This is a genomic window from Chitinophaga sp. CF418 (genome assembly GCF_900142925.1).
GTDB lineage: Bacteria > Bacteroidota > Bacteroidia > Chitinophagales > Chitinophagaceae > Chitinophaga.
The window spans coordinates 1-24691 of the sequence record NZ_FRCN01000015.1 but is presented as its reverse complement, the minus strand read 5'-3'; the positions used below and the strand labels follow the sequence as shown (position 1 = coordinate 24691).

The 24691-nt window shown below is 46.2% G+C and carries 27 protein-coding genes; 12 read left to right on the top strand and 15 right to left on the bottom strand.

Translation table 11 applies throughout. The features are described from left to right. Window positions 1–30 precede the first annotated feature (30 nt). From F3I09_RS27865 to F3I09_RS27810, 12 genes are read right to left on the bottom strand one after another with little or no spacing between them, the layout of a single operon-like run. Window positions 31–864, bottom strand: a complete 834-nt coding sequence (locus tag F3I09_RS27865; protein ID WP_149698343.1) for a DUF475 domain-containing protein — start codon at window positions 862–864, stop codon at window positions 31–33. A gap of 36 nt (window positions 865–900) precedes the next feature. Next, on the bottom strand, window positions 901–2418 hold the full coding sequence (locus F3I09_RS27860) for a helix-hairpin-helix domain-containing protein (RefSeq protein ID WP_149698342.1): 1518 nt from the start codon (window positions 2416–2418) through the stop codon (window positions 901–903). Between the two features lie 10 nt (window positions 2419–2428). Next, on the bottom strand, window positions 2429–3841 hold the full coding sequence (locus F3I09_RS27855; RefSeq protein ID WP_149698341.1) for a PP2C family serine/threonine-protein phosphatase: 1413 nt from the start codon (window positions 3839–3841) through the stop codon (window positions 2429–2431). Continuing rightward, the gene (locus F3I09_RS27850; protein WP_149698340.1) at window positions 3841–4899 is read right to left on the bottom strand and encodes a TerY-C metal binding domain-containing protein; all 1059 of its coding nucleotides are present in this window, start codon (window positions 4897–4899) and stop codon (window positions 3841–3843) included. The genes F3I09_RS27855 and F3I09_RS27850 overlap by 1 nt, the downstream gene beginning before the upstream one ends. Further along, window positions 4899–5150, bottom strand: coding sequence for a hypothetical protein (locus F3I09_RS27845; protein ID WP_149698339.1), 252 nt, complete (start codon window positions 5148–5150; stop codon window positions 4899–4901). The genes F3I09_RS27850 and F3I09_RS27845 overlap by 1 nt, the downstream gene beginning before the upstream one ends. 39 nt (window positions 5151–5189) lie before the next feature. Continuing rightward, window positions 5190–5825 carry a VWA domain-containing protein gene (locus tag F3I09_RS27840; protein WP_149698338.1) on the bottom strand — a complete coding sequence of 212 codons (636 nt, stop codon included), beginning with the start codon at window positions 5823–5825 and terminating at the stop codon, window positions 5190–5192. Window positions 5826–5847: 22 nt separating this feature from the next. Beyond that, window positions 5848–6405: a TerD family protein gene (locus tag F3I09_RS27835; protein WP_370512672.1), complete on the bottom strand. Its 558-nt coding sequence runs from the start codon at window positions 6403–6405 to the stop codon at window positions 5848–5850. Next, the gene (locus tag F3I09_RS27830; RefSeq protein ID WP_149698336.1) at window positions 6336–7226 is read right to left on the bottom strand and encodes a phosphoribosyltransferase family protein; all 891 of its coding nucleotides are present in this window, start codon (window positions 7224–7226) and stop codon (window positions 6336–6338) included. The genes F3I09_RS27835 and F3I09_RS27830 overlap by 70 nt, the downstream gene beginning before the upstream one ends. Further along, the gene (locus F3I09_RS27825) at window positions 7201–7911 is read right to left on the bottom strand and encodes an HAD family hydrolase (RefSeq protein ID WP_149698335.1); all 711 of its coding nucleotides are present in this window, start codon (window positions 7909–7911) and stop codon (window positions 7201–7203) included. The genes F3I09_RS27830 and F3I09_RS27825 overlap by 26 nt, the downstream gene beginning before the upstream one ends. Before the next feature lies 1 nt (window position 7912). Next, window positions 7913–8551 carry a VWA domain-containing protein gene (locus F3I09_RS27820; protein ID WP_149698334.1) on the bottom strand — a complete coding sequence of 213 codons (639 nt, stop codon included), beginning with the start codon at window positions 8549–8551 and terminating at the stop codon, window positions 7913–7915. A gap of 24 nt (window positions 8552–8575) precedes the next feature. After that, window positions 8576–9244, bottom strand: a complete 669-nt coding sequence (locus F3I09_RS27815) for a TerD family protein (protein WP_149698333.1) — start codon at window positions 9242–9244, stop codon at window positions 8576–8578. Window positions 9245–9277: 33 nt separating this feature from the next. After that, window positions 9278–9853: a TerD family protein gene (locus F3I09_RS27810; protein ID WP_149698332.1), complete on the bottom strand. Its 576-nt coding sequence runs from the start codon at window positions 9851–9853 to the stop codon at window positions 9278–9280. 321 nt (window positions 9854–10174) lie between these two features. On the opposite strand from F3I09_RS27810, the gene gldA reads away from it, so the two are divergent. From gldA to F3I09_RS27770, 7 genes are all read left to right on the top strand, one after another. Then, window positions 10175–11086: a gliding motility-associated ABC transporter ATP-binding subunit GldA gene (gldA, locus tag F3I09_RS27805; RefSeq protein WP_149698331.1), complete on the top strand. Its 912-nt coding sequence runs from the start codon at window positions 10175–10177 to the stop codon at window positions 11084–11086. 76 nt (window positions 11087–11162) lie between these two features. Continuing rightward, entirely contained in the window at window positions 11163–12455 is a 1293-nt protein-coding gene (gene eno, locus F3I09_RS27800; protein ID WP_149698330.1) for a phosphopyruvate hydratase, read from the top strand. A gap of 183 nt (window positions 12456–12638) precedes the next feature. Next, on the top strand, window positions 12639–12908 hold the full coding sequence (locus F3I09_RS27795) for a septum formation initiator family protein (protein ID WP_223233413.1): 270 nt from the start codon (window positions 12639–12641) through the stop codon (window positions 12906–12908). A gap of 169 nt (window positions 12909–13077) precedes the next feature. Then, entirely contained in the window at window positions 13078–13296 is a 219-nt protein-coding gene (locus F3I09_RS27790; RefSeq protein ID WP_149698328.1) for a hypothetical protein, read from the top strand. Between the two features lie 121 nt (window positions 13297–13417). Beyond that, window positions 13418–14065, top strand: coding sequence for an endonuclease III (nth, locus tag F3I09_RS27785; protein ID WP_149698327.1), 648 nt, complete (start codon window positions 13418–13420; stop codon window positions 14063–14065). A 243-nt stretch (window positions 14066–14308) separates the two neighbouring features. Then, the gene (locus F3I09_RS27775; RefSeq protein WP_149698326.1) at window positions 14309–15538 is read left to right on the top strand and encodes a nucleoside permease; all 1230 of its coding nucleotides are present in this window, start codon (window positions 14309–14311) and stop codon (window positions 15536–15538) included. A gap of 113 nt (window positions 15539–15651) precedes the next feature. Beyond that, a complete protein-coding gene (locus F3I09_RS27770; protein ID WP_149698325.1) occupies window positions 15652–16842 on the top strand; it encodes a Gfo/Idh/MocA family protein in 1191 nt (396 codons plus the stop codon). Window positions 16843–16887: 45 nt separating this feature from the next. Here F3I09_RS27770 and F3I09_RS27765 read toward each other — a convergent pair whose 3' ends face one another. Beyond that, the gene (locus F3I09_RS27765; RefSeq protein ID WP_149698324.1) at window positions 16888–17478 is read right to left on the bottom strand and encodes a DUF6134 family protein; all 591 of its coding nucleotides are present in this window, start codon (window positions 17476–17478) and stop codon (window positions 16888–16890) included. A 199-nt stretch (window positions 17479–17677) separates the two neighbouring features. Beyond that, window positions 17678–19528 (bottom strand): 2-oxoacid:acceptor oxidoreductase subunit alpha, encoded by a 1851-nt coding sequence (locus F3I09_RS27760; RefSeq protein ID WP_149698323.1) that lies wholly within the window; start codon window positions 19526–19528, stop codon window positions 17678–17680. 423 nt (window positions 19529–19951) lie between these two features. On the opposite strand from F3I09_RS27760, the gene F3I09_RS27755 reads away from it, so the two are divergent. The 5 genes from F3I09_RS27755 (at window position 19952) to F3I09_RS27735 (ending at window position 23917) form a co-directional block, all read left to right on the top strand. After that, the gene (locus tag F3I09_RS27755; RefSeq protein WP_149698322.1) at window positions 19952–20692 is read left to right on the top strand and encodes a Bax inhibitor-1/YccA family protein; all 741 of its coding nucleotides are present in this window, start codon (window positions 19952–19954) and stop codon (window positions 20690–20692) included. Window positions 20693–21012: 320 nt separating this feature from the next. Next, window positions 21013–21330, top strand: a complete 318-nt coding sequence (locus F3I09_RS27750; RefSeq protein ID WP_149698321.1) for a carboxypeptidase-like regulatory domain-containing protein — start codon at window positions 21013–21015, stop codon at window positions 21328–21330. Between the two features lie 150 nt (window positions 21331–21480). Then, window positions 21481–22239 (top strand): head GIN domain-containing protein, encoded by a 759-nt coding sequence (locus F3I09_RS27745; RefSeq protein WP_149698320.1) that lies wholly within the window; start codon window positions 21481–21483, stop codon window positions 22237–22239. 18 nt (window positions 22240–22257) lie between these two features. Beyond that, window positions 22258–22929 (top strand): RNA polymerase sigma factor, encoded by a 672-nt coding sequence (locus tag F3I09_RS27740; protein ID WP_149698319.1) that lies wholly within the window; start codon window positions 22258–22260, stop codon window positions 22927–22929. A 4-nt stretch (window positions 22930–22933) separates the two neighbouring features. Continuing rightward, the gene (locus F3I09_RS27735) at window positions 22934–23917 is read left to right on the top strand and encodes a FecR family protein (protein ID WP_149698318.1); all 984 of its coding nucleotides are present in this window, start codon (window positions 22934–22936) and stop codon (window positions 23915–23917) included. Window positions 23918–23974: 57 nt separating this feature from the next. Here F3I09_RS27735 and F3I09_RS27730 read toward each other — a convergent pair. Beyond that, the coding region (locus F3I09_RS27730; protein WP_223233412.1) for a 2'-5' RNA ligase family protein at window positions 23975–24691 on the bottom strand (717 nt) is incomplete at its 5' end.

Below are 24691 nucleotides of genomic sequence, written 5' to 3'. Positions count from 1 at the left end.
TTATAAGTAATTGTTACGATCTACATTCATCTATTTCACTTCTGCCTCTGCTTCAGCTTTCGCTTCGACTTTATGCTTTTTGGGATAATTGAACAGTGCACTGGTGATGATCGGGATCAGGAAGATAGACACTGTGATGATGGAAGTAGCCCAGTCTGCCTCATGGCTTTCCAGGAATTTAGCGGCTGTAGTTTCAGGGTAGAAGTGCTCGTAGATGGCCAACATCAGCTTGATACCCAATACACCAATCACCAGGAAGGCTGCAGTTTCCAGGAAAGGATATTTTTCCATCAGTCTTACAAAGCCCTGTGCTACAAAACGCATTGCCAGGATACCGATAAATACACCGGTCCAGATCAGTACGATATTATCGCTGAATGCAACTGCTGCAAATACATTGTCAATAGAGAACGCGAGGTCCATCAGTTCCACCAGTGCCACAGTAGCCCAGAACTGTCCCATCCAGCCAATGGTTGCTTTATATAACCAGTTGCTGCTCTTGTCGATCTCCTCAGCTTCCTGTTCTGCAACACCGGCTTTTTCTGCTTTTGCTTTTTCTGCTTTTCCTTTGAAATAATCATAGGTCAGGTACAGGAGATAAAGTCCACCAACTGGTTTCAGCCACCAAACTTTAATGAGTAGGGATGCGAATAGTAAACAAATACCTCTGAATACATAGGCACCAATAATACCGTACTTCAGCGCTTTGTTACGTTGTTCCTTTGGCAGGTCCATTACCATTGTAGCCAATACGGCCGCATTATCCACCGACAACAGGCTTTCAATAATAATCAGGTTTCCGACGATCAGCAACGCGGGTATCGGGTTGTCCAAGATCTGCTGGAACATTTCAGCGATTTGCATAGTTGTTTGTTATTTTCTTGTTTTTGTTGATAGACGTTAATTGTTTACGAGTTGCACCACTACAAGCCGTCCTCCTTCTTCCTGGGACAGCAATAACTGCTTGTTGTCTGTCAGCTCTACCATAGAGTTTATCGGAATATCCTTCCCCTCCGTGACATCTTTTAAGGACGTAAGCGTTTGATTGACAAGTTGCCACTTATTATTATGAAATACAAAATATCCCACCGGTTTTTTCTGCTGATCTGTTAGTCTTTCGTTTGGATAAATGTTTCTATTCACATGCCATGGATACAAATATTGATTGTGGTATACCATTAACCGGTGATTTTCGGGCGTAAAGCTACCCGGTTTTCTTGACCAATACAAGTTCAATACGGGTAGTTGTCCACGGTAAGGAGTATTACAGAATGGGCAGCAGGGACTGGTTGTGTTGTCAAACACAAACCATTTCTGGTCACAGTTCTTATTCTGACAGGGCTGTAGCAGGTCCACCGTTTTGATCAGTGCCTGTTCCCATTCATCGGCAGTAGGGCGTAATGAAGGGTTATGCAGCCCGTCGATAAATGCTTTCTCAAACAATTCCTTCAGGTAGGGACCGCAGACGGTATAAGGTATCTTATTCACATCAGCCCAGGGCAGGTGGGTAGGTTTCACCTGGTCCAGCCGTGGCCTGTTGGAAGTATCTGTAGGATGTTCTATAAACAATGCCTTCGCCCCCATTGACAGTTCCTCATCTCTTTGAGCATCCGTATCATGGATCTTTCCTCCGCGCAGCGGATGACGGTACAGCAGATACATGTAGATCATGACTGCCAGCGCATGCCTGTCTGTAGCAATGCTTGGCAGCTTACGCGCAGGATCTTCTTTCGGCAGATGTTTCGTAGCCATTACTTCCGGCGCAATGAAATCGGGTGTCCCGATCACATCAGGCGGGAACTTGCCCGGCACTACCAACCCATCAATGTCAATAATCGCGGCGCTGCCGGTAATAGGATCTATCAGTACATTTTTGTAGGAAAGGTCTGAGTGGGCCAGACCGGCAGCATGCATACGCCTTACTGCACGGGCTATCTTGATGCAGATGAGACAGAACTTGAACCAGTCTCCCAGTTCACTTTCATCCAGGTGCAACTTGAACTGGCGGCTCCTGAACTGCGGAGACGCGAACCATCTTCCTTCCTTCTCCTTTCCTGCGATGGAAACGATCTGGGCGGCGCCAGGGTTATATCCTTTGGTAAAAAAGAATTTCTTCTGATATACCGGTACAATGATACCGGTCTTTCCGTCCCGTTCGACAATGTTATTAGGCCAGCAGAAGAGATCTTTCCAGTATTCTCCTCCCGGCTGATTGAAGATCCTGTCCCGGAACGTATTCACAATATTGTTGAGCCGCTCTTTGGAATTGAAGTCCTGCTTATCCCTGAAGAAAGCCACTACATATGACTTATCAGGAGAGAAATAAACATCCTTCATACCTCCCTGCATCGGGTCACCATTATCAACATATTGATAAGATTTCCCGTCCTGCGCTGTTACTGTAATAATGTTGCTCATGTATTCCTTATCAGTATAAAATAGCTATGGTACGATCGTCATGATTACCTGGCGACCAGAAATCCAGCCAATTGAGCAGGCCCTCCTTTACTTCTTCCGGTGTACCGGCAAAGTTCACTCTGGCGCCATCATCGTTGGTTCCGCCAAGGTCCTGCCACAGCTGGCGCCAGTACTCGTTCTTCTGCAAGTTGCCGTCTGTCTGGAATTTAGGATCAGTGAGACCATCCGTCATCAGGAGCAATGCTGTAAAATCGGGCACCACTTTAAAGCGGATGCGGTTCACATATGCGCCGTTGGCAAAGATGTCAGACATTGTCAGAAAGCGGGTCTGACCTGCGAATTCACCACTGTCAGGTGTGCCCATGACAAAAGCTTCACCTGTGGTATCGTGGTAGATGCCGATTCCTCCATCTCCTACCCAGAAAGAACTGATCACATAACCGGCTGCATATTTCTTTACCAGCGCAAAAATAAGCGTGGTCGAGTAATCTTTTATGTCCGCCCCGTTTTCCTGGGCCTCCTGTTTGATCTTCCCCTGGGCAGTAAATGCCAGCTTTCCCAGCTGTTCAATGAACTGAACGCTCACTTTTTTCTGACTGTCCTCACTCGGGTCATTCAGGTAAGCTGTGATCGCTTCTTCCAGCCCTGCCATCTTATCTCCGGCCAGCAGTTCCTGGAAGCTACCAATGGTAGCCTTACAGGCAATATCAGCCCCTTTACGGCTATATTTCGCTGATCCGGCACCATCAGCTACGGCAATAATGCCCCAGCCCTTTTCGGCATTAAAATCACATCCGAAGCTATCATCCCTGAATTTCCCTTCATGTGCGTGGCTGCGTCCTCTTTTGGAGGCAAGGACCAGCTTACGGTCACCAAAAGGCAGAGTTACCGCTGCCTGGTCAGGCTGCCAGTATTTATCCTGCTCATCGGAGGGCAGGTTCTGCCACAATGATTTCGGGTCAGGGTTGATAACGAGTAATATCTTTTTTTCCGTGAATGGTTTATCTGCCGGATGGTGTTTCAAGCGGAAACGCAGGGTCAGCACATACTCCCCCTGTTGCAATGGTATACCGGAAATTGTATTGGCGGTTTCATCAAATGCGATACCCAGTCCGTCCGGGATGCCCCATTCAAAATCTCCCATCTCCTGCAATCCGGTTCCTTCAGGATCAAAGGTGAAGCTGTATGCTTTATTCACCTTTGCATTTGGCAGCACAATATGTTTCTGAAGAATATCATCAATCAGTGATCTTTCTTTCCAGGATTCCACTATATCTTTTTGAGTGTTTATAATCGTTTGCACCGCCTGCTTAATATGCTCTTCTGATACAAATTTGCCAAACAGTGCCTGCTGATTTTCTGATACCGGCCATCCTTTATGCCGCAATAGCGCTTCTATAAAAGCCTGATCTTGTCCGGTCATTATCCCTGCGTTCTGTTTATATCCATATTGCCATCACCAAAGCCATATTTGCCTTGTTTACCACACCAGGAACAGGTACTTACCTCTTCCTGCCCTACACAATGCACTTTACCACAGGAACATACGCTGAACCCATACTGGTTACCACAGCAGGGACAAGTAGGAAAACCTTCCAGCTCGTCTGTATTTACCTTGCTATTAATAACACCACCTTCTGCAGACAATTCAAAATAAGCGTTATCCACGGGGAATGCACCGTTGAGCTTATATCCCATCGACTGCATGTTCATGCCACTGATGTTAACCGGACGTAATCCTTTCTTATACTTAATGAGGTAAGGCTTCTGGGTATTCTGGCATTTTGCCGCAAAGATGGCGTAGTTGGTATCCACAAATCCCGGCTGCACAGGAGGCAGTTTATCAATATCCACTTTTTCTATCACACCGTCGCTCAGCTTTGCGAGTTCCATACCCGAACCATTATTGCTCACACTCACACTGCTGGATTTGATCGATGCGGTGATCCATCTGAAGAACTCTTTATATGACTGCGGTGTTGTATTCCTGAACATCAGCACTGTCTGTGTCAGTTCCTTCAGTACTCCCAGGTTATTTTCATCACCAAATGAGATAGCCACCAGGTTTGTTTTACTCTGCCAGTTCTGCTTCCATTCACGGATGGCAGCACTGCTATCATCTGTTGGCGTACCATCTGTGAAGAGGAATACGATCGGCTTCCAGTCGCCCTTTTGTGTAGCGGTGGTCTGCACTGTATTCTTACGCAGTTCGTACATCAGGTGGCCAAGACCATTGCTCAGGGAAGTACCGGCACCTATCGGGAACTTCGGTGGATAGAAACTGATCACTTCCTGCAATGGCACTATTGTCTTTGCCTGACCGGCAAATACGATGATAGACACCCAGGCAGTTTCCAGTGCATAGGGGTCAGATTTCAACTCTTTAATAATCGTCGCCAATCCTTCCTCTACAAACTGGATCTGTTCTCCCACCATAGATTCTGATACATCTATGAGGAAATAAATAGGTAGTCTTCTCATCAGTAGAAATAATTAAGCACCAGCAAAATGATCAGTAGCAATATCTGTGTCATATCAACGGAAAGACCTGTTCCTACCTGGAATGGTTTGATACCGCTGAACAGACTCAGTACGGGTTTGAAAATACCCTTGAAGAAATTGAAGGTCTGCTTATACTGACCGGTTAAACGGTCTTCATAAGGCAGCAGTTTTGAATATAAAAAGAGTCCTACAATGAGGATGTTAATAATAAGATGGATAATGAAAAACATTGGTATAGTTCTTTGGAAAGGGTATCTGTTGATACCCCGTTAGATAATTACATGTACTTCTGCCGGCGGTGGTGGCAATTGTATTTCTTCTGTAGTGCCCACACTCTTGTTACCTGTACCGATAGATGCAGACACCCATTTGAAGAAAGACATGAGTGTAGAACTATCGGCAGTATCCAGATGGACTACTGTATCTGTCAGTTCTTTCAGGAAGCTGTCCTGCGCTTCCGCACCGGCGGCACAGGCCACTAAAGCGGCAAGGTTTTTATTTTTGATCTTAGGCACCACCTCACGGAAAGCCGCCAGATCTGAGGGCTTACCGTCTGTCATCAGGAACAGCAGCGGACGCCAGTCTCCTTTCTGGGTGTCATTTCCTTTGATCACCTCGTTATCCAGTTTGGTGCATAGCAGTTCCAGTGCAGCCCCCATGTTGGTGGGACCGGATTCCGGGGTAGTGATCTCTGGCAGTTGCAATGACTCTAAAGCGGTCAATGGCAGGAGCTGTTTCACTTCCCTGTCGAAAGTGATAATGCTGATCCACACAGATTCCAGGGCAAAAGGATCCTGCCTTAATTTCGAAACCAATACCTGCAGTCCGTTTTTCACTGCCTCTATCCGCTCGCCTCTCATGGAGCCGGAGGTGTCGAGCAACAGGTATACCGGAAGTCGTCTCATGATGATGATGTGTTAAATTCAATTACGCATATTTCGCCAGGTAGTCTTCCAGACCACCTTTCTGACCAAGCCCCACCGCTTCAAAACGCCACTGGTTGTCACGTTTATAGATGCGGCCAAATTCAACGGCTGTCTCGATGGAGAAATCCTCTCCCAGTTCATATTTTACCAGTTCCACATTTTTAGCCGCATCATAAATACGGATAAAAGAATTGCGGATCTGGCCGAAGTTCTGTTTACGCTGTGCGGCTTCATGTATGGTTACCACTATACAGATCTCTTTTACGGCGGCATTGATCACAGAGAGGTCCACGTGGATCGTCTCGTCATCACCATCGCCTGCACCGGTGCGGTTATCGCCGGAATGTTTCACAGCACCATCCGGAGATTCGAGGTTGTTATAAAACACGAAATACGGATCTGACAGGATCTTTCTGTTCTCTCCCAGGAGGAATACAGAAGCATCCAGGTCGCATTCTCCGCCTGTATGTGATTCATTGATATCCCATCCTAAGCCAATAGTGAATTTTGGTAGCTCAATATTGGCCCGTTCTCCTTTTTGCAAATTGATTGCCATGATGGTATGATTTTTTGAAGATGATCAAATAAAAAAGTTGCGTTCCTTCTGTACTCTTCCATCTGGTAGTAATTATTGCCGATGCAGCAGTCTGCCAGTTCCTGTAAGAAAGCAGGCGTCTGTTTCATCAGCAGTTGTTCATACTCTGCAAAAGGCGCATGAAGTATATATTTTACCACCCTTGTATTGAACCTGAATGAAGGTGAATGTATCACTGCTTCAAGACTCTGTAGGGAATGTACACTATAGTAATTCAGTTTATTTTCTATGTTGGGATGAATATTGCTATTCTGCAGTTGTGCATAGTAGAGGAAATAAGCAGCATTGCCCAGTTCATACCGATGCAGCAGGTTGCGGATGATCAGTTCATGACTTCCCGTAATACGGATATCGTCAGTAAAGATCAGTGTCTTTCCCAGCAGGAAGTCTTTATCCAGATGGTATCTGTCATTGATGATAAGCGCTTTCCTGCTTTCCATATCCAACGCTCCGTAATCAATGCTGTATGTCTTAAAGCGATGGATCTTGGTGCTTTCTGCAGGATTAAATCCATTCATGCAGAGGTACCTGTTCAACACTTTCATAAATGCAACAGTCATATGATAGGAGGCAGTAGGAATACTGGTGTAGGGGCTTGGCAATACTACCAGCTGATCGTTTTCTGACAACCTGTTTCCGTAAGTAGCAATGAAACCTGCAGCCAATGCAGCACCGAATGCCTCAGCAGCTGCCCCGTCCCCGAATTTGAAACGGCTGTAGGCAGCAGGATCAAAAGGGAAATGAGCATCATCTACAATGTTATGTAAGGCATAAACATCTTTCATTTAATAACTTATTTAAGGGGTTATTAACAATGTCTGTCAGCGTTGCGTATATACCAATACGTTGTGCTCCTTCTACATCGGCTACCTGGTTATCGCCCAGGTGCCAGATTTGTGCGGGAGTAATGTCTGTATGCAATAAAGCAACATTTTCCAATAAACGGCTGAACATCTGTACATCCGGCTTGGAGTACCCTGTTTCATCTGAATACAGCTGGAATGCAAAGTGGGCGTCCCATCCCCATCCTGCCATCAGCTTCCGTAAAGTCCGTCCCTGAATCAATCCTGTATTGCTCAGCAGATTTGTGGTAATACCCTGTACCTGCAAAGCGGCTAACAACTGTGTTGTGTCCTCGTACAAAGGCAGGGGAGGATATTCAAAAAAGAGCGCCTCGGACAAACTGTAGAATTCCTCCAGTTTGTCCGGGTGCACACTTTTAATATCAGCACCCAACAGGTGCAGACATAACAGATACATTTCGAATGTATGCACGTTACGTCCTGTTATTTCGTTCATGTTGTTGACAAGTATATCCATCTCCCTGAACACAGCTTCCACTTTTTCCGGCGCATAGTACTCCAGCGAAAAGAAGGAACGGAACAGGTCTGCACGCTTCGTTTTAAAGGAAGGATGAGAACGGATTAACGTCATCCACAGATCGAAAGATACATGTCTGGTTCTCTCCATGTTATACAACGATATTCACTTCCGGTGGAGGTGGCGGCAGTTCATTCAGACCGGCTACTTCTTTGTCACCGCTTTCCACTTTCTGGCTGCCTGTACTTACAGAAGCAGACACCCATTTGAAAAAGGCTTTGATAGTAGCGGCATCTGCCGTATCGAGTGATACCACGGTATTGGTGATCTGTTTCAGGAGGTTTACATCGGCGCCGTTACCTGCGGCACAGGCCACTGTAATACCTATTTTACTATTCTGAAAAGCATTCAATCCACTCTGCCACTGATCGGTTGGAATACCATCCGTCATCAGGAACACCAGCGGTTTCCAATCGCCTTTCACATCGATGGTGGATTTTGCCACCTCCCTGCTGATACTGTCTGCCACGGTCTGCAGAGCAGCTCCCAGTGACGTACCACCTGCAGCCTTCAGTTCCGGCATCTGGAAAGAAGACAGATCTGTCAGCGGTACCAGCTGGCGCGCATCAGTATCAAAAGTGATCAGGCTAAGAAACGCTGTTTCCAATGCATACGGGTCCTGTCTCAAAGTTGAGATCAGCACCTGCACACCATTTTTTACTGCTTCTATGGGCTCACCGCTCATAGAGCCTGAGGTATCCAACACTAAATAAACCGGTAATCTTCTCATGAATGACTCAATAGAAAGGGTTAATTAATAAACATAGTTCCTGAGGATCTCAACAAAGCTGTCTGCCGGCTGAGGATCACCCAGTGCTCTGAATTTCCAGGTACCGTCCTTGCGGTATACTTCTGCAAATACCAAAGAGCACATATTGTTGTATGATGCATCTCCGGAGAGGTTGAATTTAACGATTTCTTTTCCTTTATTATCTACTGCGCGGATGAATGCGTTCTCGATACCACCGAAGTGCTGGTTGCGCTGACGGCCCTGGTAGATAGAAACTACGAACAGGATCTTCTCATATTTCGCATCCAGGCTGTCCAGTTTCACGATGATCTGCTCATCATCACCATCACCAGCTCCTGTACGGTTGTCGCCTGTGAGCCAGATATTACCTGAGGGGTGACGCTGGCTGTTGAAGAAGATCACATCTCCCTGGTAGAGGCTCAGGTTACGGCCGTCATTGGTTTGTACTGTCTTACCCAGGTCAGCTACCTTACCGTTTTTATCCAGCAGGAAGGCGATGGCATCCAGGTCAAATTCCTCTTCCTTGCTGCCCAGCAGCTTACCAAAAAAACCACCGCTTTTTTTACGGACATCCCAGCCCAGACCAATGGTTACTGTAGAAAGATCGTAGGTTTCCCCCTTGTCATTTTTACGGAGGTCAATGGTTTGTCCCTTAACTAAGTTAATTGCCATAAAGTGTATTTCAATAGTGTGTGATAGAATAGACTATTTAATGATCTGTCCTTTGTAGTATTTACCGAGGAAGTAGGCCAGGTCTTCTTTGTAACCGATACCGGAAGCCTCGAAACGCCATTTGCTGTCTTTCAGATACAGACGTCCGAACTCCACTCCGGTCTCTACTGAGAAGTCTTCCCCCAGTTCATATTTTGCTATTTCCTCTCCGTTAGCATCGTTCACGATACGGATATAAGAATTCCTTACCTGCCCGAAGTTCTGTTTACGCGCTGTAGCGTCGTGGATGGTTACTACAAACAGTATTTCCCTGATGTCCTGCTGTACTTTGGACAGATCTACTTTAATTGTTTCATCATCTCCATCAGCACTGTTACCACCGGTGGGATCATCGCCGGTATGCTGTAATGCATTATCGGGAGAGTTGGTATTGCCATAGAAAACAAAAAATCCTTCCGTGGGGATCAACCTGTTGCCATCTATCATGAATGCTGACGCGTCCAGATCAAAATCATTTCCTGTCCCTTCGTTTGGATTCCATCCCAGCCCAACGCTGATATTGGAAAGTCCGATGTCTATTTTTTGTCCCTTCTGTAAATTGATTGCCATGAAATCTTAAATGTTTGCAGGGTTTAAAATGTATTGTGATTATTTGATTAACAATTGTTGCGATCGAGCATTTGACAATGTATGCAGGCTTAAAATTATACCCGGATTATCGGAACCTACTGCCCCACATCAGGTTACAATTTGTGAATATATTTAAAATTATATATTTCCAGCTAATTTTCACCATAAAAGTTTAGTTAAATAATCAGCGTTGCTCTTCAGACTGTCATGGAACCCAGCTATTTATCTTATAGACGATTATAAGCGATTTTTATTCTAGCCCGATTTTCATACTTTAGCCGCGCCAAAGTGGAAAACCTAATGTCAATCACAGTAACACAGTTAAGCAAGGTATACGGGGAGCAGCGGGCGGTCAATGATATTTCCTTTTCGCTCAGCAAAGGGGAAATAGTAGGTTTCCTGGGGCCAAACGGCGCCGGAAAAAGTACTACTATGAAGATGATCACCGGTTACCTGCCACCCAGTGGTGGTTCCGCCAGTGTGTGCGGATACGATGTTGCCACCCAGCCAATGGAGGTAAGGCAGCGCGTTGGGTACCTCCCGGAAGCCAATCCCCTGTATTTCGACATGTACATCCGGGAGTTTCTCGGATTTATTGCACAGGTACACAAACTGGGAAAAAATACTGACAAGCGCATATCCGAGATTATTGCCATGACCGGTTTGCAACCGGAAAGCAAAAAGAAGATCGGCGCCCTGTCCAAAGGGTATAAACAACGTGTGGGACTGGCCCAGGCATTGATCCATGATCCGGAAGTGCTGATCCTGGACGAGCCCACTTCAGGTTTGGATCCAAATCAGCTGGCCGATATCCGTCAGCTCATCGTGGAGCTGGGCAGGAATAAAACCGTTGTGCTGAGCACCCACATCATGCAGGAGGTGGAGGCTATGTGCAGCAGGGTCATTATTATCAACAAAGGCAACATCATTGCAGACGATACTTTGCAGAATCTGCAACAAGGGGGTACAGAAAACGGTTATATCCAGGTATCCTTCGGGGAACCGGTGCCATCAGATACAGACCTTCAGCAGATAGCAGGCGTAACCAGACTAAAGCAACAGGATGCCAATACCTGGCAGTTGTTTGCGGGGAATCTGGAAGACGTACGCAAAAACCTGCTACAATTTGCTTTGATAAATAACCGGAACATCCTTTCTTTGCAAAGCAATTCGCAAAGCCTGGAATCTATCTTCAGGGAATTGACAAAGTAGGGGATGTTCCGGTGGCTAGAATAAGCCGGTAACCAATTAACTTACACATTCTTATATTTAAAACAATTAAACAACAATGAGTACCATTTCATCAATCCATGCAAGGCAGATTCTTGACAGCCGCGGAAATCCTACTGTAGAGGTAGATGTAACCACAGAAGACGGTCACTTCGGCCGTGCAGCCGTTCCATCCGGCGCTTCTACTGGTAAGCATGAAGCAGTTGAGCTGCGTGATAATGACAAAGCCGTGTACATGGGTAAAGGTGTTATCCAGGCAGTGAACAATGTGAACGATATTATTGCTGAAGAACTGATTGGCTGGGATGTGAAAGACCAGGCCGGTATCGATAAATTCCTGATTGAACTGGATGGTACTGAAAACAAAGGTAAACTGGGCGCTAACGCTACCCTGGCTGTGAGCATGGCTGTTGCCAAAGCTGCTGCTGACGAGGCTAACCTGCCACTGTACCGCTACCTGGGTGGTGTAAATGCTACTACCCTGCCTATTCCGCTGATGAACATCATCAACGGTGGTGTGCACGCTGATAACAAAATTGACTTCCAGGAATTTATGATCGTTCCTGTAGGCGCCAGCTCTTTCTCTGAAGGTCTGCGCTGGGGTGTTGAGGTGTTCCATCACCTGAAATCCGTTCTGAAAAAGAAAGGTTACAGCACTAACGTAGGTGACGAAGGTGGTTTCGCTCCTGAAATCCAGAGCAACGAAGAAGCTATCGAAACTGTAATTGCGGCTATCGAAGCAGCAGGCTACAAACCAGGTGAGCAAATCGCTATCGCACTGGATGCTGCAAGCAGCGAAATGTTCAACGACGCTGACAAAACTTACAAATTCTACAAGAGCTCCGGCAAAGTGATCAGCAGCGATGAAATGGTTGCTTTCTGGGCTGAGTGGTGCAAAAAATATCCAATCGTTTCTATCGAAGACGGTATGGCAGAAGACGACTGGGCTGGCTGGAAAAAACTGACCGATGCTGTTGGTTCTACCGTACAGCTGGTAGGTGATGACCTGTTCGTTACCAACGTAAAACGTCTGAAAACCGGTATCGACCAAAACACAGCAAACAGTATCCTGATCAAGGTTAACCAGATCGGTACTGTTACTGAAACGATCGATGCAGTTAACATGGCGCACAAAGCAGGTTATACCTCCATCATGAGCCACCGTTCCGGCGAAACTGAAGATACTACCATTGCTGACCTGGCAGTTGCCCTGAACTGCGGCCAGATCAAGACCGGTTCCGCTTCCCGTACTGACCGTATGGCCAAATACAACCAGTTACTCCGTATCGAGGAAGAATTGGACAATGTGGCATATTATCCGGGAAAATCCGTTAAATTTGGTAAGAAGTAAATAACGCTCGATTGAATCTCGTACGTCGAATTTTGGGATCTGATCTTTGATGACGATAATTTAATTAGTGGTCCATATTGCCGGGTTTTGAGTTACTTCAAAACCCGGCTTTTTAAACAGCCATTTCAAGTTATATATCAATCACATATGCCAGGTTTAAAATCCATCAAAGTGCCAGCTTATATGCGAAACAAATATTTCGTATCTGCCGCCGCATTCCTGATATGGCTGGCATTCATTGACAGTAAGAATTTTATTTCCCAGTACGAATTACAATCCGAGGTTAACAAACTGGAAGCACAAAAAGCCTTCTTCCAGGATGAGATCAGTAAAACCAGGAAAGAACAGCAGGAACTGTTGTCTAGTCCGGAAAAGCTGGAAAAGTTCGCCCGCGAAAAGTACCTGATGAAAAAAGATGATGAGGACCTGTTCATTATCACAGAGAAAGAATAAAAAACGCGCTTTTTCGCCTCTCCACGTTAAGCATTCCCTTTCCTGGCCGGATTTTCAAACAGACCGGCTATCTTTACTTTCGAAATATTTCATTTACGGCTGACAATACATCTTGCACAATCTCCGTTATATAGTTAGGAACGAATCAATTGTATTAAAAAAATATTGCATGGGGAATTCTACACACTCTTTTTTTGCCTTACATTCTGTAACAAGTAGCGCTAATAAACCTAAAAAGATGACAAACCAAGACCCGGAATTATCTCGTGAAGAAGAAATTTGTCTGAATCAAACAAAAAAAGCGCTGGATACTATCCGTTTCTCTCCAAGACCAGAAACTCTGCAGGCTATCGCTGATTATGCAAGGAAGGTCACGACTTCAAAATAGCATAACGGCCATAAGGCTATAGCTGCCACGCCCGTAACATATCCTACGGACGAATGGAATGGCTATCGGTAGTACATCCGGCATATTTGCAGCATATTATCTTTGCCCTATCTTTACAGATATGACAAAGAAAGAACGCTTTGCCTTTGTTCTCAGCTATTTTGAGGAACACGCTCCCAATGCAGAGACTGAACTGATTTACGACAATCCTTATCAATTACTGGTAGCAGTCATCCTGTCTGCACAATGCACAGACAAACGCGTTAACATGACCACGCCTGCTATCTTCCAGGAATACCCGGATGTGGAGGCACTTAGCCATGCCACGTTCGACGAATTATTCCCCCTGATACGCAGCATCAGCTACCCGAACAATAAGACCAAACACCTCATCGGCATGGCGCAGATGGTGATGGAAGACTTCAACGGAGACATCCCCTCCACCGTAGAAGAACTGGTCAAACTACCCGGAGTGGGCCGTAAAACAGCCAATGTTATCACTTCCGTTGTCCACCAGCAGCCCAATATGGCCGTGGATACCCATGTTTTCCGCGTTTCTGCCCGTATAGGACTTACCACCAACGCTACTACTCCCCTTCAGACAGAAAAACAGTTATTGAAATATATTCCAACTGAAAAGGTTCACATTGCTCATCACTGGCTAATATTGCATGGCCGGTATATTTGTGTGGCCCGGACACCAAAATGTGAGCAATGCGGACTAAGACCCGCATGCAAATATTATCAGAGCCTGATCCGGGGTAACTGACCAGCTATGCTGCCGGCCAGCTATCATTGTGATGCTGCCACCCTCTATGGCCCAGCCTTTGCACCGATGTTACGGCAGGCCCCCATCTCCGCATTACTGGCGGAAGGCTCCGACATTAGCGTTATGCCCAAAAAATTGCTGTAAATCATCACCATCCGTACTACTAATTTGGAATTTCGTTTATATTTTACTTATCTTTTGCCGCTAAAGTTTTTTACAGAGCTATAAAGTCTAAAAATCGTTATGAAATCAGGTACTCGCTTACAGTTGTCCGTTATGATGTTCCTTGAGTTCTTTATATGGGGATCATGGTTCGTTACATTGGGAACATTCCTGGCCAAAAACCTTCAGGCATCCGGTCTGGAGACTGCCAGCGTGTTCTCTACACAGTCATACGGCGCCATTATCGCTCCCTTTATCGTAGGGATGATCGCAGACAAATACTTCAATGCTGAAAAGATCCTGGGTATTCTGCACCTGGTTGGTGCGGCACTCATGTTCCAGATGTATCGTGCTGAAAGCGTGAGCGTATTTTATCCCTATGTATTTGCCTACATGGTACTCTACATGCCAACCCTTGCCCTCGTGAACTCTGTATCTTTCCGCCAGATGAACAATCCTGAAAAGGAGTTCTCCACTATCCGTGTATGGGGTACTATCGGCTGGATCGTTGCCGGGCTTACTATCAGTTATGCTTTCCATTGGGATTCAGCAGCCGGTACTGAGGCAGGTGCGTTAAAAAATACTTTTGCTATGGGCGCTGCGGCATCCCTTCTACTGGGCCTGTTCAGCTTCACACTTCCTAAAACGCCTCCTGTAAAAGATAAGTCTCAGAAAGACAGCATAGCAGAAATATTAGGCCTTGACGCCATTAAACTGCTTAGCAACAGAAACTTCCTCGTATTCTTTATATCATCAATCCTGATCTGTATACCATTGGCATTCTACTACCAGAATGCACACCACTTCCTGGAGCAGACAGGCCTGGAAAACCCTACCGGCAAAATGGCTATTGGCCAGGTATCTGAAGCACTGTTCATTTTGCTGATCCCTGTGTTCTTCAGCCGGTTTGGATTCAAAAAGACCATCATGATCGGTATGCTCGCCTGGGCTGTGCGTTACGTGCTCTTCGCCTACGGCAATGCGGGTCCGCTGGCATTCATGCTCATTACGGGTATAGCACTGCATGGCATCTGTTATGACTTCTTCTTTGTATCCGGACAGATATATACCGATCAACAGGCAGGAGAAAAATATAAAAGCGCCGCTCAGGGACTTGTAACACTGGCTACCTATGGTGTTGGAATGCTGATAGGATTCTGGGTTGCCGGTATCATCTCTGACTATTATACTGTACATGCTACTGATAGCTTCTGGCAAAAGGTATGGATGATCCCTTCAGCCATTGCTGCTGTAGTTTGGTTGTTGTTCATGGCAACATTCCGTGACAGCAAAAGAGAAGTAGTAGCATAATCTTCTTTGCACTATATAACCACTCCGCAGTGAACTACCTATGTCAAGCTGGTGTTTTACTGCGGAGTTTTCATTTAGCCCAGATCGTTATCACTTAATTCAATCAGATAATTATGCAACGTATTTCCATGTTAGGCTCAGGCTTCATTGGCCGTTTCTATGCAGACTCATTGCAGGGCCAGAGAAGCCGGGATAAGATTGTCAGCATCTATTCACGTAGAGAAGAAAGTGCAAAGAAATTTGCAGAAGACTACAATGTGGACCACTGGACTACCGATATGGAGGCGTCCATCGCACATCCGGATGTGAATGTGGTTTGTATCTCCCTGCCCAACAACCTGCACGAAGCCGCTGTTGCGCTGTGCTGCAAACACAAGAAAGGCGTGATCTGCACCAAACCTTTGGGCCGCAATGCAGAGGAGGCGAAACGTATGCTGGAAATGGTGGAAGCAGCCGGTATCTTTAACGGCTACCTGGAAGACCTGGTATACACTCCTAAATTCCTCAAAGCGCTGGAAAGTGTAAAGAGCGGCGCCCTGGGCCGCATACTCTGGGCGAAATCACGGGAAACACATCCCGGCCCACACAGCGAATGGTTCTGGGACAAAGAACAGGCAGGCGGAGGTTGTATCCTCGACCTGGGCTGCCATTGTGTAGAGATTGCACGGAGCTTCATTGGTAAAGATATCAAACCGGTAGAAGTAATGTGCTGGGCAGATACACAGGTAAAACCTATTGACGCAGAAGATCATGCCATCGGTCTGGTAAAATATGAGAACGGCGCCATCGGGCAGTTTGAAGTCAGCTGGACATTCCGTGGCGGACTTGACCTGAGAGATGAAGTGATGGGAACTGAAGGTACTATCTGGCTGAACAGCTTCCTGCGTACCGGTTTTGATATGTTCACCACCGGCAAGGGCGCTGACTACGTGGCAGAAAAAGCGGAAAGCAACAGCGGATGGCTGTTCCCCGTGGGCGATGAGCTGAATGAACTAGGCTACAACCACATGTTTGCCGATATGTTCAATGCCATTGAAAATAACAAGCCCGCAAGAGAAACCTTCTACGATGGTTATGTGGTAAATGCTGTACTGGATGCCGCTTATCGCAGCGCTGCCAGCAAACAGTGGGAACCTGTAAAACTGGATGTCTGGCGTGGGCAGACAGGGTTGACCAAACCTCAGACCCTGGTAGATTATGATGCAGACCACTATCTCGTGAAAGAAGAAATGACCCATTTCGGCGCCAGGAAGCTGATCCTCAAAGAAAAGAAGAGCGGTCAGATCATTGAGCGCATAATATAAACTTTCTCCGGCACGCCGGTTAACCGACCGGTGTGCCCGGATTGTTTACACACGGATGATATAAGCTTTCCCTAATGCCTGGGATACCTCCACCTGCACCAATGTCCCTTTTTCGTATTTATAGACGTTCCTTTTCCCTTCCGGTAGCAACAACTCATAGAGTCCATCCCCCAGTGAATTAAGCGTCAGGAAGATGCCTAATGTTTCAGAAAAGATCTTTGTAACCTGCCGGGGCTCTATAAAGTACATCTCTCCTACGGAATGCACAATTTCTGTAGCATTCAGCACTGACCTTTCGCCATTTTGCACAACAGAGTAATTCTTTGCTTCCCGCTGCGTGATAATAGTCTTGTTGTCAGCATCCTTACCTGAGCTCTTTATCACCTTTGACCTGACAAGAACATTGTTGTCAAAATCGCAGGAGATGTCCAGGTTGAATTTGGCCAGCAGTTTCATGTCCACTTTACTTTGGATAGAGATATTCCGGCTAGCCCCATTCACTTTACAATGGGCGGTGACGTTGCCGATAACGTGGTTACTGAAACGTATTTCGTAATTATGCGTTTGGGCGTGTAACAATGCACTGTTCAATGTAAACAGGCAGATAAACAGTGTAGACCAGATGGCGCCTTTCATGATAAAGCTTTTGGCTATGTTGTAGTAATCCGTTCCTATATAGCAAACGTGCCGTGGCCTGTTTTGTTATATAGTATTAAATATAATAAAAATCCTGCCCCGAAAGGCAGGATTCGATATAAAATTATCATGAATCATTGCGTCTATAACTGCATCCGCCTGATCCTGCCATAGTTAGCTGATCACAGCGCATTGCCTGTTACTGCAGCATTTCTTTGATCTTCGTTACCAGTTCTCCTTTAGTGATAGGTACACCCATGATCTTATTATAACCCACGGCATCAATCAGGAATTGTTCCCGGATGATCTTGATGAGCTGACCATTGTTAATCTCAGGGATCAGTACTTTATCGTAACTATGAAGGATCTCTGCCAGGTTCTTAGGGAATGGACGCAGGTACCTGATGTGGGCATGTGCTACAGCATGTCCTTCCGCCAGCAGTTCCAGTACGGCGCTCTTGATAGCTCCGTAGGTAGAACCCCAGCCCAGTACCAGTACTTTACCTTTTTCAGGACCCAGTTCTATCTGCTGAGGTGGAATATGATCGGCTATTTTATCCACCTTTTCCTGACGGATACGCACCATTAACTGGTGGTTTTCCGGATCATAACTTACGTTACCGGTGATGTTCTGTTTTTCGAGACCACCTATACGGTGCTCCAGTCCCGGTGTGCCAGGCACTGCCCATGGACGTACCAGGTTCTCATCGCGGTGATAAGGCAGGAACTGCTCCTCCCCTTCTTCCAGTCCTTTCTTGAACTTCACAGGGATGGCAGGCAGGTCTTTACTCTGTGGGAAACGCCATGGTTCTGCACCATTTGCAATGTAACCATCGCTCAGGAAGATCACCGGCGTCATATGCGCTACGGAAATACGAAAAGCTTCAAATACTGCATTGAAACAATCTGAAGGAGTTGATGCAGATACGATCGGCATCGGACATTCCCCGTTACGGCCATAATAAGCCTGCAGCAGGTCAGATTGTTCCGTTTTGGTAGGTAGACCTGTGGATGGTCCTCCACGCTGAATATTGATGATCAGAAGCGGAATTTCGAGCATTACTGCAAGACCCATTGCTTCACCTTTCAGGGCCATACCGGGACCAGAGGTGGTAGTAACCCCCATATGTCCACCATAGGAAGCACCAATAGCAGAGGTGATACCAGCTATCTCGTCTTCCGCCTGGAAAGTGCGGATGCCAAAATTCTTATAACGGCTCAGTTCATGCAGGATGTCGGAAGCAGGTGTGATGGGATAAGTACCCAGGAAAATGGGCAGATTCGCCTTCTGGCTGGCAGCTATCAGACCATAAGCCAGGGCAGTATTACCTGTAATACTGCGGTAGGTACCTGGCTCCATACGGGCCTTTTCCACATGGAAACGGGTACTGAAAGCCTCTACTGTATCTGCGAAGTTATACCCGGCATGTAATGCCTTCAGGTTACTGTCCAGGATATCCTGTTTCTTACCAAATTTCTCATTCAGGAAGTTCTCAGTGCTTTCCAGGCTACGGTCATATAACCAGTACAGGAAGCCCAGTACGAACATGTTCTTTGCACGGTCTTTCTCCTTCATACCCAGGTTCACGTCCTTCAGCGCTTCACGTGTCATTTTGGTCACGTCCATGGTATGCAGCTGGTAGGGTTGCAGGGAACCGTCTTCCAGCGGATTTACCCCATCAGGGTAGTTGGCCAGACGCAGGTTCTTTGCATCAAAACCATCGGTATTGGCGATAATGATACCGCCTTTCTTAAGGCCTTTCAGGTTGGCTTTCAGGGCAGCAGCGTTCATGGCTACCAGCACGTCGCAGGCATCACCGGGAGTGAATATGCGGTTGGAGGAAAAGTGCAGCTGGAAGCCACTCACGCCTGGCAGGGTTCCCTGCGGGGCGCGTATTTCTGCCGGAAAGTCCGGGAATGTGCTCAAGTCATTGCCAACCAACGCAGTGTTATTAGAAAACTGGGTGCCGGTAAGCTGCATCCCGTCTCCACTGTCGCCGGCAAATTTTATCACTACATCTTCTATCTGTTGAACCGAAATATTTGACATTGAATATCTTATTTAACTGTCCTTTGTTTTTCAGGCTGTAAATTTAATAATTCGCCAGGTAGTAACCAGTGATATATTAAAGGTATCATACTAAGGCCAGCCATGACAAAAGTACACAAACCTTATAGACTTTTGAGCGCTGGAAGGTATAGCTATATGTTATGCTTCATAACTTTAAGTAATTGCCCTTATCCCCGGCGGTATTCAACAGTCTGCTTACATATACAATAACGGTCTGCCTGCCGATACTGCAAAGCTATTCCAGCTTTGTCATTCCTGTTTATGTATTCGGGAATTTGATTTGAGCTACCGTATGACAACTGATTTTCAGCAATTTACCTCTTACATTATAACTACCCCTAATAAATAGCGATTAATTATGATTGAAATTGTAATTTAGTGTTACTAAAAATTTTTTAAATCATGGCATTATTTCAATCCAATAACCCTGTATTTAATGAAAAAGTACTTCAGAAAGTGGGGTCCTCCCAGGCTGAAGGCACTATGACTATCAAAGGGACAATCAACAAAATGGCCTTCCTGTTAGTGCTGGTAATAGCCGCAGCAGTATATGCATGGGGCGCACCTGCAAGGCAACAAGACGTTATGCCATTCCTGTGGGGAGGTGCTATCGGCGGTTTCGTACTGGCGCTCATCATTACCTTTAAGAAAGAATGGGCACAATACCTGGCGCCGGCTTATGCACTGGCAGAAGGTTTGTTCCTGGGTGTAATATCCGTTTTATATAGCAGCTTATACGAGGGCATCGTATTACAGGCTGTAGGTATCACTTTCGCCACTTTCCTGGCTATGCTGATACTTTACAGAGCCCGTATCATCCGCGCTACTGAGAAATTCAAGGCCATCATATTTACTGCTACTGCCGGTATCGCATTGTTCTACGTATTGGCATTTGTACTGAGCTTTTTCAATATCAATATACCTTTCCTGCATGAGGGCAGTACTATAGGTATCATTTTCTCTCTGGTAGTGGTTACTGTTGCTGCGCTGAACCTCATCATCGACTTTGATCTGGTCGAGACTGGTGCTGCTCAGGGTGCTCCTAAATACTTCGAATGGTATGCTTCCTTCGGTATATTAGTGACATTGATTTGGCTGTACCTGGAGATACTCCGTCTCTTATCCAAACTCAACAAAAGATAATATTCTTTCAATAGATAGATAGTCAAAAAGCCCGCACAAATGTGCGGGCTTTTTGTTGGCAGGATGCGCCATTTTGTTGCCCCGTTTCTCCATTCTGACATGACCATTTTGCACCTCTTGTCAGACATTTGTTAAGGCTACGCCCCTTACTGTTAAAGCCTTCGTAAAGGAATGTTAAAAACTGCCACATGGATTTATTACTACGCCGGTGGCATGGTAATTGATTTTTATTAGTCAGTTCTTTAAATCATAATCTCAAGCAATATGCTCACACCACAAGGCAATACTTAATCGTATCCACCCTTTAAAATCTGATAAAAATGAGATCAGTCAAAGTAAGCATATTCGCGCTGGCAACTGCAGCTATAGCAGTGCTTGCCTTCCGTAATCCGGATGGAGGCACGATATCCGGTAAAGTAACTCCTTTAGATGGAGCCAGTATGGTCTGGGCCATTTCAGGTACAGACACACTGAAAACGGACATAGCTGATGGAACATTCAGCCTGCAGGGCGCTGGGGAAGGTACTTATACAGTGATCATTGATGCGAAACAGCCTTTTAAGAATGTGACCATCTCTGATGTAAGAGTAGATGAAGGAAAAGTGACCGACCTGGGCGAGATAAGATTAGAACAATAAATAACGAAAAGCAATAGTTGGTTTTCATAGGGGTTAATCAAAAAGCCGGTTCCATACGTCTGTATGGCCGGCTCTTTTTTTTGTGCCATATCTCACCCTTCTAGGGGTAGTTGTTCCCTCTGCCGTTATAGAATAAAGCCCCTTTGACATATGAAAAAGGCCAATAATAGAAGAAACGTTCTCTATAACAGATGGAAAACAATCGGGTGGGAATTACTGTTACTGGTAATTTTTAATATCATGCTGGCATCCTGCGATAAAGAGAGATTGTCCGGCTCCGGTTATGTGATCAGTGAAACCCGGGAAACAGGCGTGTTCACCGACGTGGATATTGATGGTCCTATGCGTATACACCTGCAGCAGGGAACTCCTGCCCCGGTACAGATCACGGCAGAAGACAACCTGATGCGCGTCATCGATACCTATGTGAGTGGTACTACGCTGCATGTGCGTATTAAGAGTGGTATAAGCCTGCATAACACGAGGGATATTGACATTTATCTTAAATCCGCCACCTACAATTCTGTATTCTTCGCCGGCTCCGGCAGCGTAGAAAGCCTGGATACCATCAGAACAAACAGATTTGAATATAGATTGGATGGTAGTGGTAACGCCCGGTTCCCGATCGTGACTGACAGACTGGAAACAGAGATCAACGGAAGCGGCAATATTCAGTTAAACGGCCGTGCCGGCACTTTTCACAGCAGTATCGACGGCAGCGGGAATGTACGGGGAATGGACTTCTATTGTGAGGATGCCGATATATCTGTCGAAGGTTCCGGCGGACATACACTGAATGTATCCCACTCTCTGGATGTCAGCATACGTGGCAGCGGAGAAGTAAGGTATAGAGGAACGGCAGTTGTCAGGACAGATATTTCCGGATCAGGAAAAGTCATTAAATTATAATTTTCGAAAGCGTCACACATGCAGGCTAGCTACATAGCAGCATTTTCAGGTACTGCCAGCAGTTTTGTGAGCAGGAATAAGGACAAAACCTATTTTTGTACTATGCCGGAAAATGCACAACTACAGAAACTTTTACAGGAGAATGAAGAGGCCTTTATGGAAGCTCTCTTCAGGACCTATTTTTCCTTTGTCTGTAAGACAATTTACCGCATTGTTCAGGACAATGCGACCGCTGAAGATCTTGCACAGGATGTGTTCATCAAGATCTGGAACCGCCGCTCGGAGCTTCAGCAGGTTTATTTTAAAGCTTATTTGCATAGAGCAGGTATTAATATGGCACTGGATTATATTGATAAGAACAAACGCAGAGGGGTTCATATGCCTATAGAGGACTATATGGAACCTGTTCAGGCGGCCCCGCAGGGTGGCAGTCTGCAGCAAACCACCCGGCATATACAACAGGCTATTGACAAACTCCCGGAGAAATGCCGGGAAATATTCATACTCAGCCGTTATGAAGAGCTTTCCTACAAGGAAATTGCGAGCACGCTCAATATATCAGTTAAAACAGTGGAAAACCAGATGATCACCGCTTTAAAAAAACTCAGGGTATCCTTACAGGACTATCTGCAGGTGATCGTGCTATTCCTGGCAGGCGCCGCTATTTATCCTTTACTTTTACAATTTTAACAGCATGTCGTACACCTTTGACCATATAGAAACGTTGATTGCGCGCTCGCTGGAAGGCAATCTTAGCCCGGCAGAGCAGGAAGAGCTGAAAAGCTGGCTGGAGGAGGATGACGCAAACCGCCGGTATTACGGGGAACTGCAAAAGACCTGGGACCTGACCGGCACTGCTGATGCGGACATAACACCGGATATCGAAATGAACTGGGCCAGCTTCAACAGGAAGCTACAGGCCACCAGCGAACCTACCGGCATTGTACGCAGTTTCCGCTGGTACGCTTTCCGTGCCGCCGCCGCTGTTCTCCTGCTGGGAGGCGCTGCCACCACCTGGTACATGCTGAACGCGCCTAAGCAGATCACGGTGCAGACGGCAGCTAATGAGACCAATATCATTGCCCTGCCCGACGGCACCAAAGCATTCATCAATAAGAATAGCAGCCTGCGTTACGCCAGCAACTTTAAAGATGGAGAAAGAGCCATCCACCTGGAAGGGGAAGCATTTTTTGATGTAGTGAAAGACGAGGCCCATCCGTTTGTAGTGTATACTTCCATGACAAAAACACAGGTATTGGGCACTACCTTCGATGTAAAAGCTTATGCAGTGCAGCCAGTGGAAGTATTTGTGCTGACGGGGAAAGTGGCTGTATCAGGCCAGGAAAAACAATCAAAAGAAGTAGTACTGACAGAAGGCAGGAAAGTAATGCTGGGGAAAGACCAGCAGCTGGCAGAAGATGCTATTTCCAACCACGACTTTATAGCCTGGAAGGATAACATTATGGTCTTTAATGATGAGCCTATCCGTAATGTGATCAGAAAAGTAGAAGCCTTATATGGGGTTAAGATCGTTGCTGAAGAAAGTGTAGCAGATTACTCTATCAAAACAAGGATAACCCCTGATCAGCCGCTGGAACAGGTATTGGATGTGATTGCGGCAAGCGCTACAGCCAGTTGGGAAAAAGAAGGAAATGTATATAAGCTGAACAGGAAATAACAGAAAAGTAGATAAATAAAAAAAGGTGGTCTGTCAAACAGACCACCTTTTTTATTATCAGGCTCCTCCCAGTTTGCATTTCTGCAAAACTTCCCAGGATTTACCATTATGACGGAGGAAGTACAGGTTATTCACCTTGAAGGTTGCTTTATACTCCTGATTTTCGTACTCAGGCCATGCTTTTTCAAACTGCGCATCTTCCAGGTCTTTAAAGGCCACGGTCACATGCGGAGTGAAGCCGGTACGTGCCAGCATAGTACTGAAACCAAATTCCTTACGCAGGAAGTTGATCAGCTGTCTGTGCAGGGCGCTCATTGTTTCGCTCTTTTCCACGTTGATGAACAGAACGCGGTTCTGTTTATTCGGGAAGGTACCGAAACCATTGAGGGAAACCTCAAACGGAGCCTGTGATTTGGCGAATTCAGCCAGTTCATCACAGAAAGCTTTTTCCAGTGCCGGATCTGCTGTGAAAGGCACCTGAAGGGTGATATGCGGCAGTACTTTCAGCGCATATAGCGGTCCGTATTTCTCAGCAAATTCCTGCTTTATTTTAATGATCTCCTTACCTACTTCAGCAGTAGGGAGTAAGGCGATAAAGTAGATCTTGTTATCAGGTTTTGGTGTAAATGGTTTTCTACCGCCACCAAAGCTCGGACGGCCGCCACCACGGTTGTAGCCACCGCCACCACCGCCGCCGCGATTGTAACCACCGCCGCCGCCGCCACGATTGTAGCCGCCACCACCGCCACCGCGGTCGTAACCACCACCACCGCC

Bases quoted from the DNA above. Each gene is read 5' to 3' on its own strand.
- F3I09_RS27865 (WP_149698343.1), bottom strand. From the start codon at position 864: ATGCAAATCGCTGAAATGTTCCAGCAGATCTTGGACAACCCGATACCC.
- F3I09_RS27860 (WP_149698342.1), bottom strand. From the start codon at position 2,418: ATGAGCAACATTATTACAGTAACAGCGCAGGACGGGAAATCTTATCAA.
- F3I09_RS27855 (WP_149698341.1), bottom strand. From the start codon at position 3,841: ATGACCGGACAAGATCAGGCTTTTATAGAAGCGCTATTGCGGCATAAA.
- F3I09_RS27850 (WP_149698340.1), bottom strand. From the start codon at position 4,899: ATGAGAAGACTACCTATTTATTTCCTCATAGATGTATCAGAATCTATG.
- F3I09_RS27845 (WP_149698339.1), bottom strand. From the start codon at position 5,150: ATGTTTTTCATTATCCATCTTATTATTAACATCCTCATTGTAGGACTC.
- F3I09_RS27840 (WP_149698338.1), bottom strand. From the start codon at position 5,825: ATGAGACGACTTCCGGTATACCTGTTGCTCGACACCTCCGGCTCCATG.
- F3I09_RS27830 (WP_149698336.1), bottom strand. From the start codon at position 7,226: ATGAAAGATGTTTATGCCTTACATAACATTGTAGATGATGCTCATTTC.
- F3I09_RS27825 (WP_149698335.1), bottom strand. From the start codon at position 7,911: ATGGAGAGAACCAGACATGTATCTTTCGATCTGTGGATGACGTTAATC.
- F3I09_RS27820 (WP_149698334.1), bottom strand. From the start codon at position 8,551: ATGAGAAGATTACCGGTTTATTTAGTGTTGGATACCTCAGGCTCTATG.
- F3I09_RS27815 (WP_149698333.1), bottom strand. From the start codon at position 9,244: ATGGCAATTAACTTAGTTAAGGGACAAACCATTGACCTCCGTAAAAAT.
- F3I09_RS27810 (WP_149698332.1), bottom strand. From the start codon at position 9,853: ATGGCAATCAATTTACAGAAGGGACAAAAAATAGACATCGGACTTTCC.
- gldA (WP_149698331.1), top strand. From the start codon at position 10,175: ATGTCAATCACAGTAACACAGTTAAGCAAGGTATACGGGGAGCAGCGG.
- eno (WP_149698330.1), top strand. From the start codon at position 11,163: ATGAGTACCATTTCATCAATCCATGCAAGGCAGATTCTTGACAGCCGC.
- F3I09_RS27795 (WP_223233413.1), top strand. From the start codon at position 12,639: ATGCGAAACAAATATTTCGTATCTGCCGCCGCATTCCTGATATGGCTG.
- F3I09_RS27790 (WP_149698328.1), top strand. From the start codon at position 13,078: ATGGGGAATTCTACACACTCTTTTTTTGCCTTACATTCTGTAACAAGT.
- nth (WP_149698327.1), top strand. From the start codon at position 13,418: ATGACAAAGAAAGAACGCTTTGCCTTTGTTCTCAGCTATTTTGAGGAA.
- F3I09_RS27775 (WP_149698326.1), top strand. From the start codon at position 14,309: ATGAAATCAGGTACTCGCTTACAGTTGTCCGTTATGATGTTCCTTGAG.
- F3I09_RS27770 (WP_149698325.1), top strand. From the start codon at position 15,652: ATGCAACGTATTTCCATGTTAGGCTCAGGCTTCATTGGCCGTTTCTAT.
- F3I09_RS27765 (WP_149698324.1), bottom strand. From the start codon at position 17,478: ATGAAAGGCGCCATCTGGTCTACACTGTTTATCTGCCTGTTTACATTG.
- F3I09_RS27760 (WP_149698323.1), bottom strand. From the start codon at position 19,528: ATGTCAAATATTTCGGTTCAACAGATAGAAGATGTAGTGATAAAATTT.
- F3I09_RS27755 (WP_149698322.1), top strand. From the start codon at position 19,952: ATGGCATTATTTCAATCCAATAACCCTGTATTTAATGAAAAAGTACTT.
- F3I09_RS27750 (WP_149698321.1), top strand. From the start codon at position 21,013: ATGAGATCAGTCAAAGTAAGCATATTCGCGCTGGCAACTGCAGCTATA.
- F3I09_RS27745 (WP_149698320.1), top strand. From the start codon at position 21,481: ATGAAAAAGGCCAATAATAGAAGAAACGTTCTCTATAACAGATGGAAA.
- F3I09_RS27740 (WP_149698319.1), top strand. From the start codon at position 22,258: ATGCAGGCTAGCTACATAGCAGCATTTTCAGGTACTGCCAGCAGTTTT.
- F3I09_RS27735 (WP_149698318.1), top strand. From the start codon at position 22,934: ATGTCGTACACCTTTGACCATATAGAAACGTTGATTGCGCGCTCGCTG.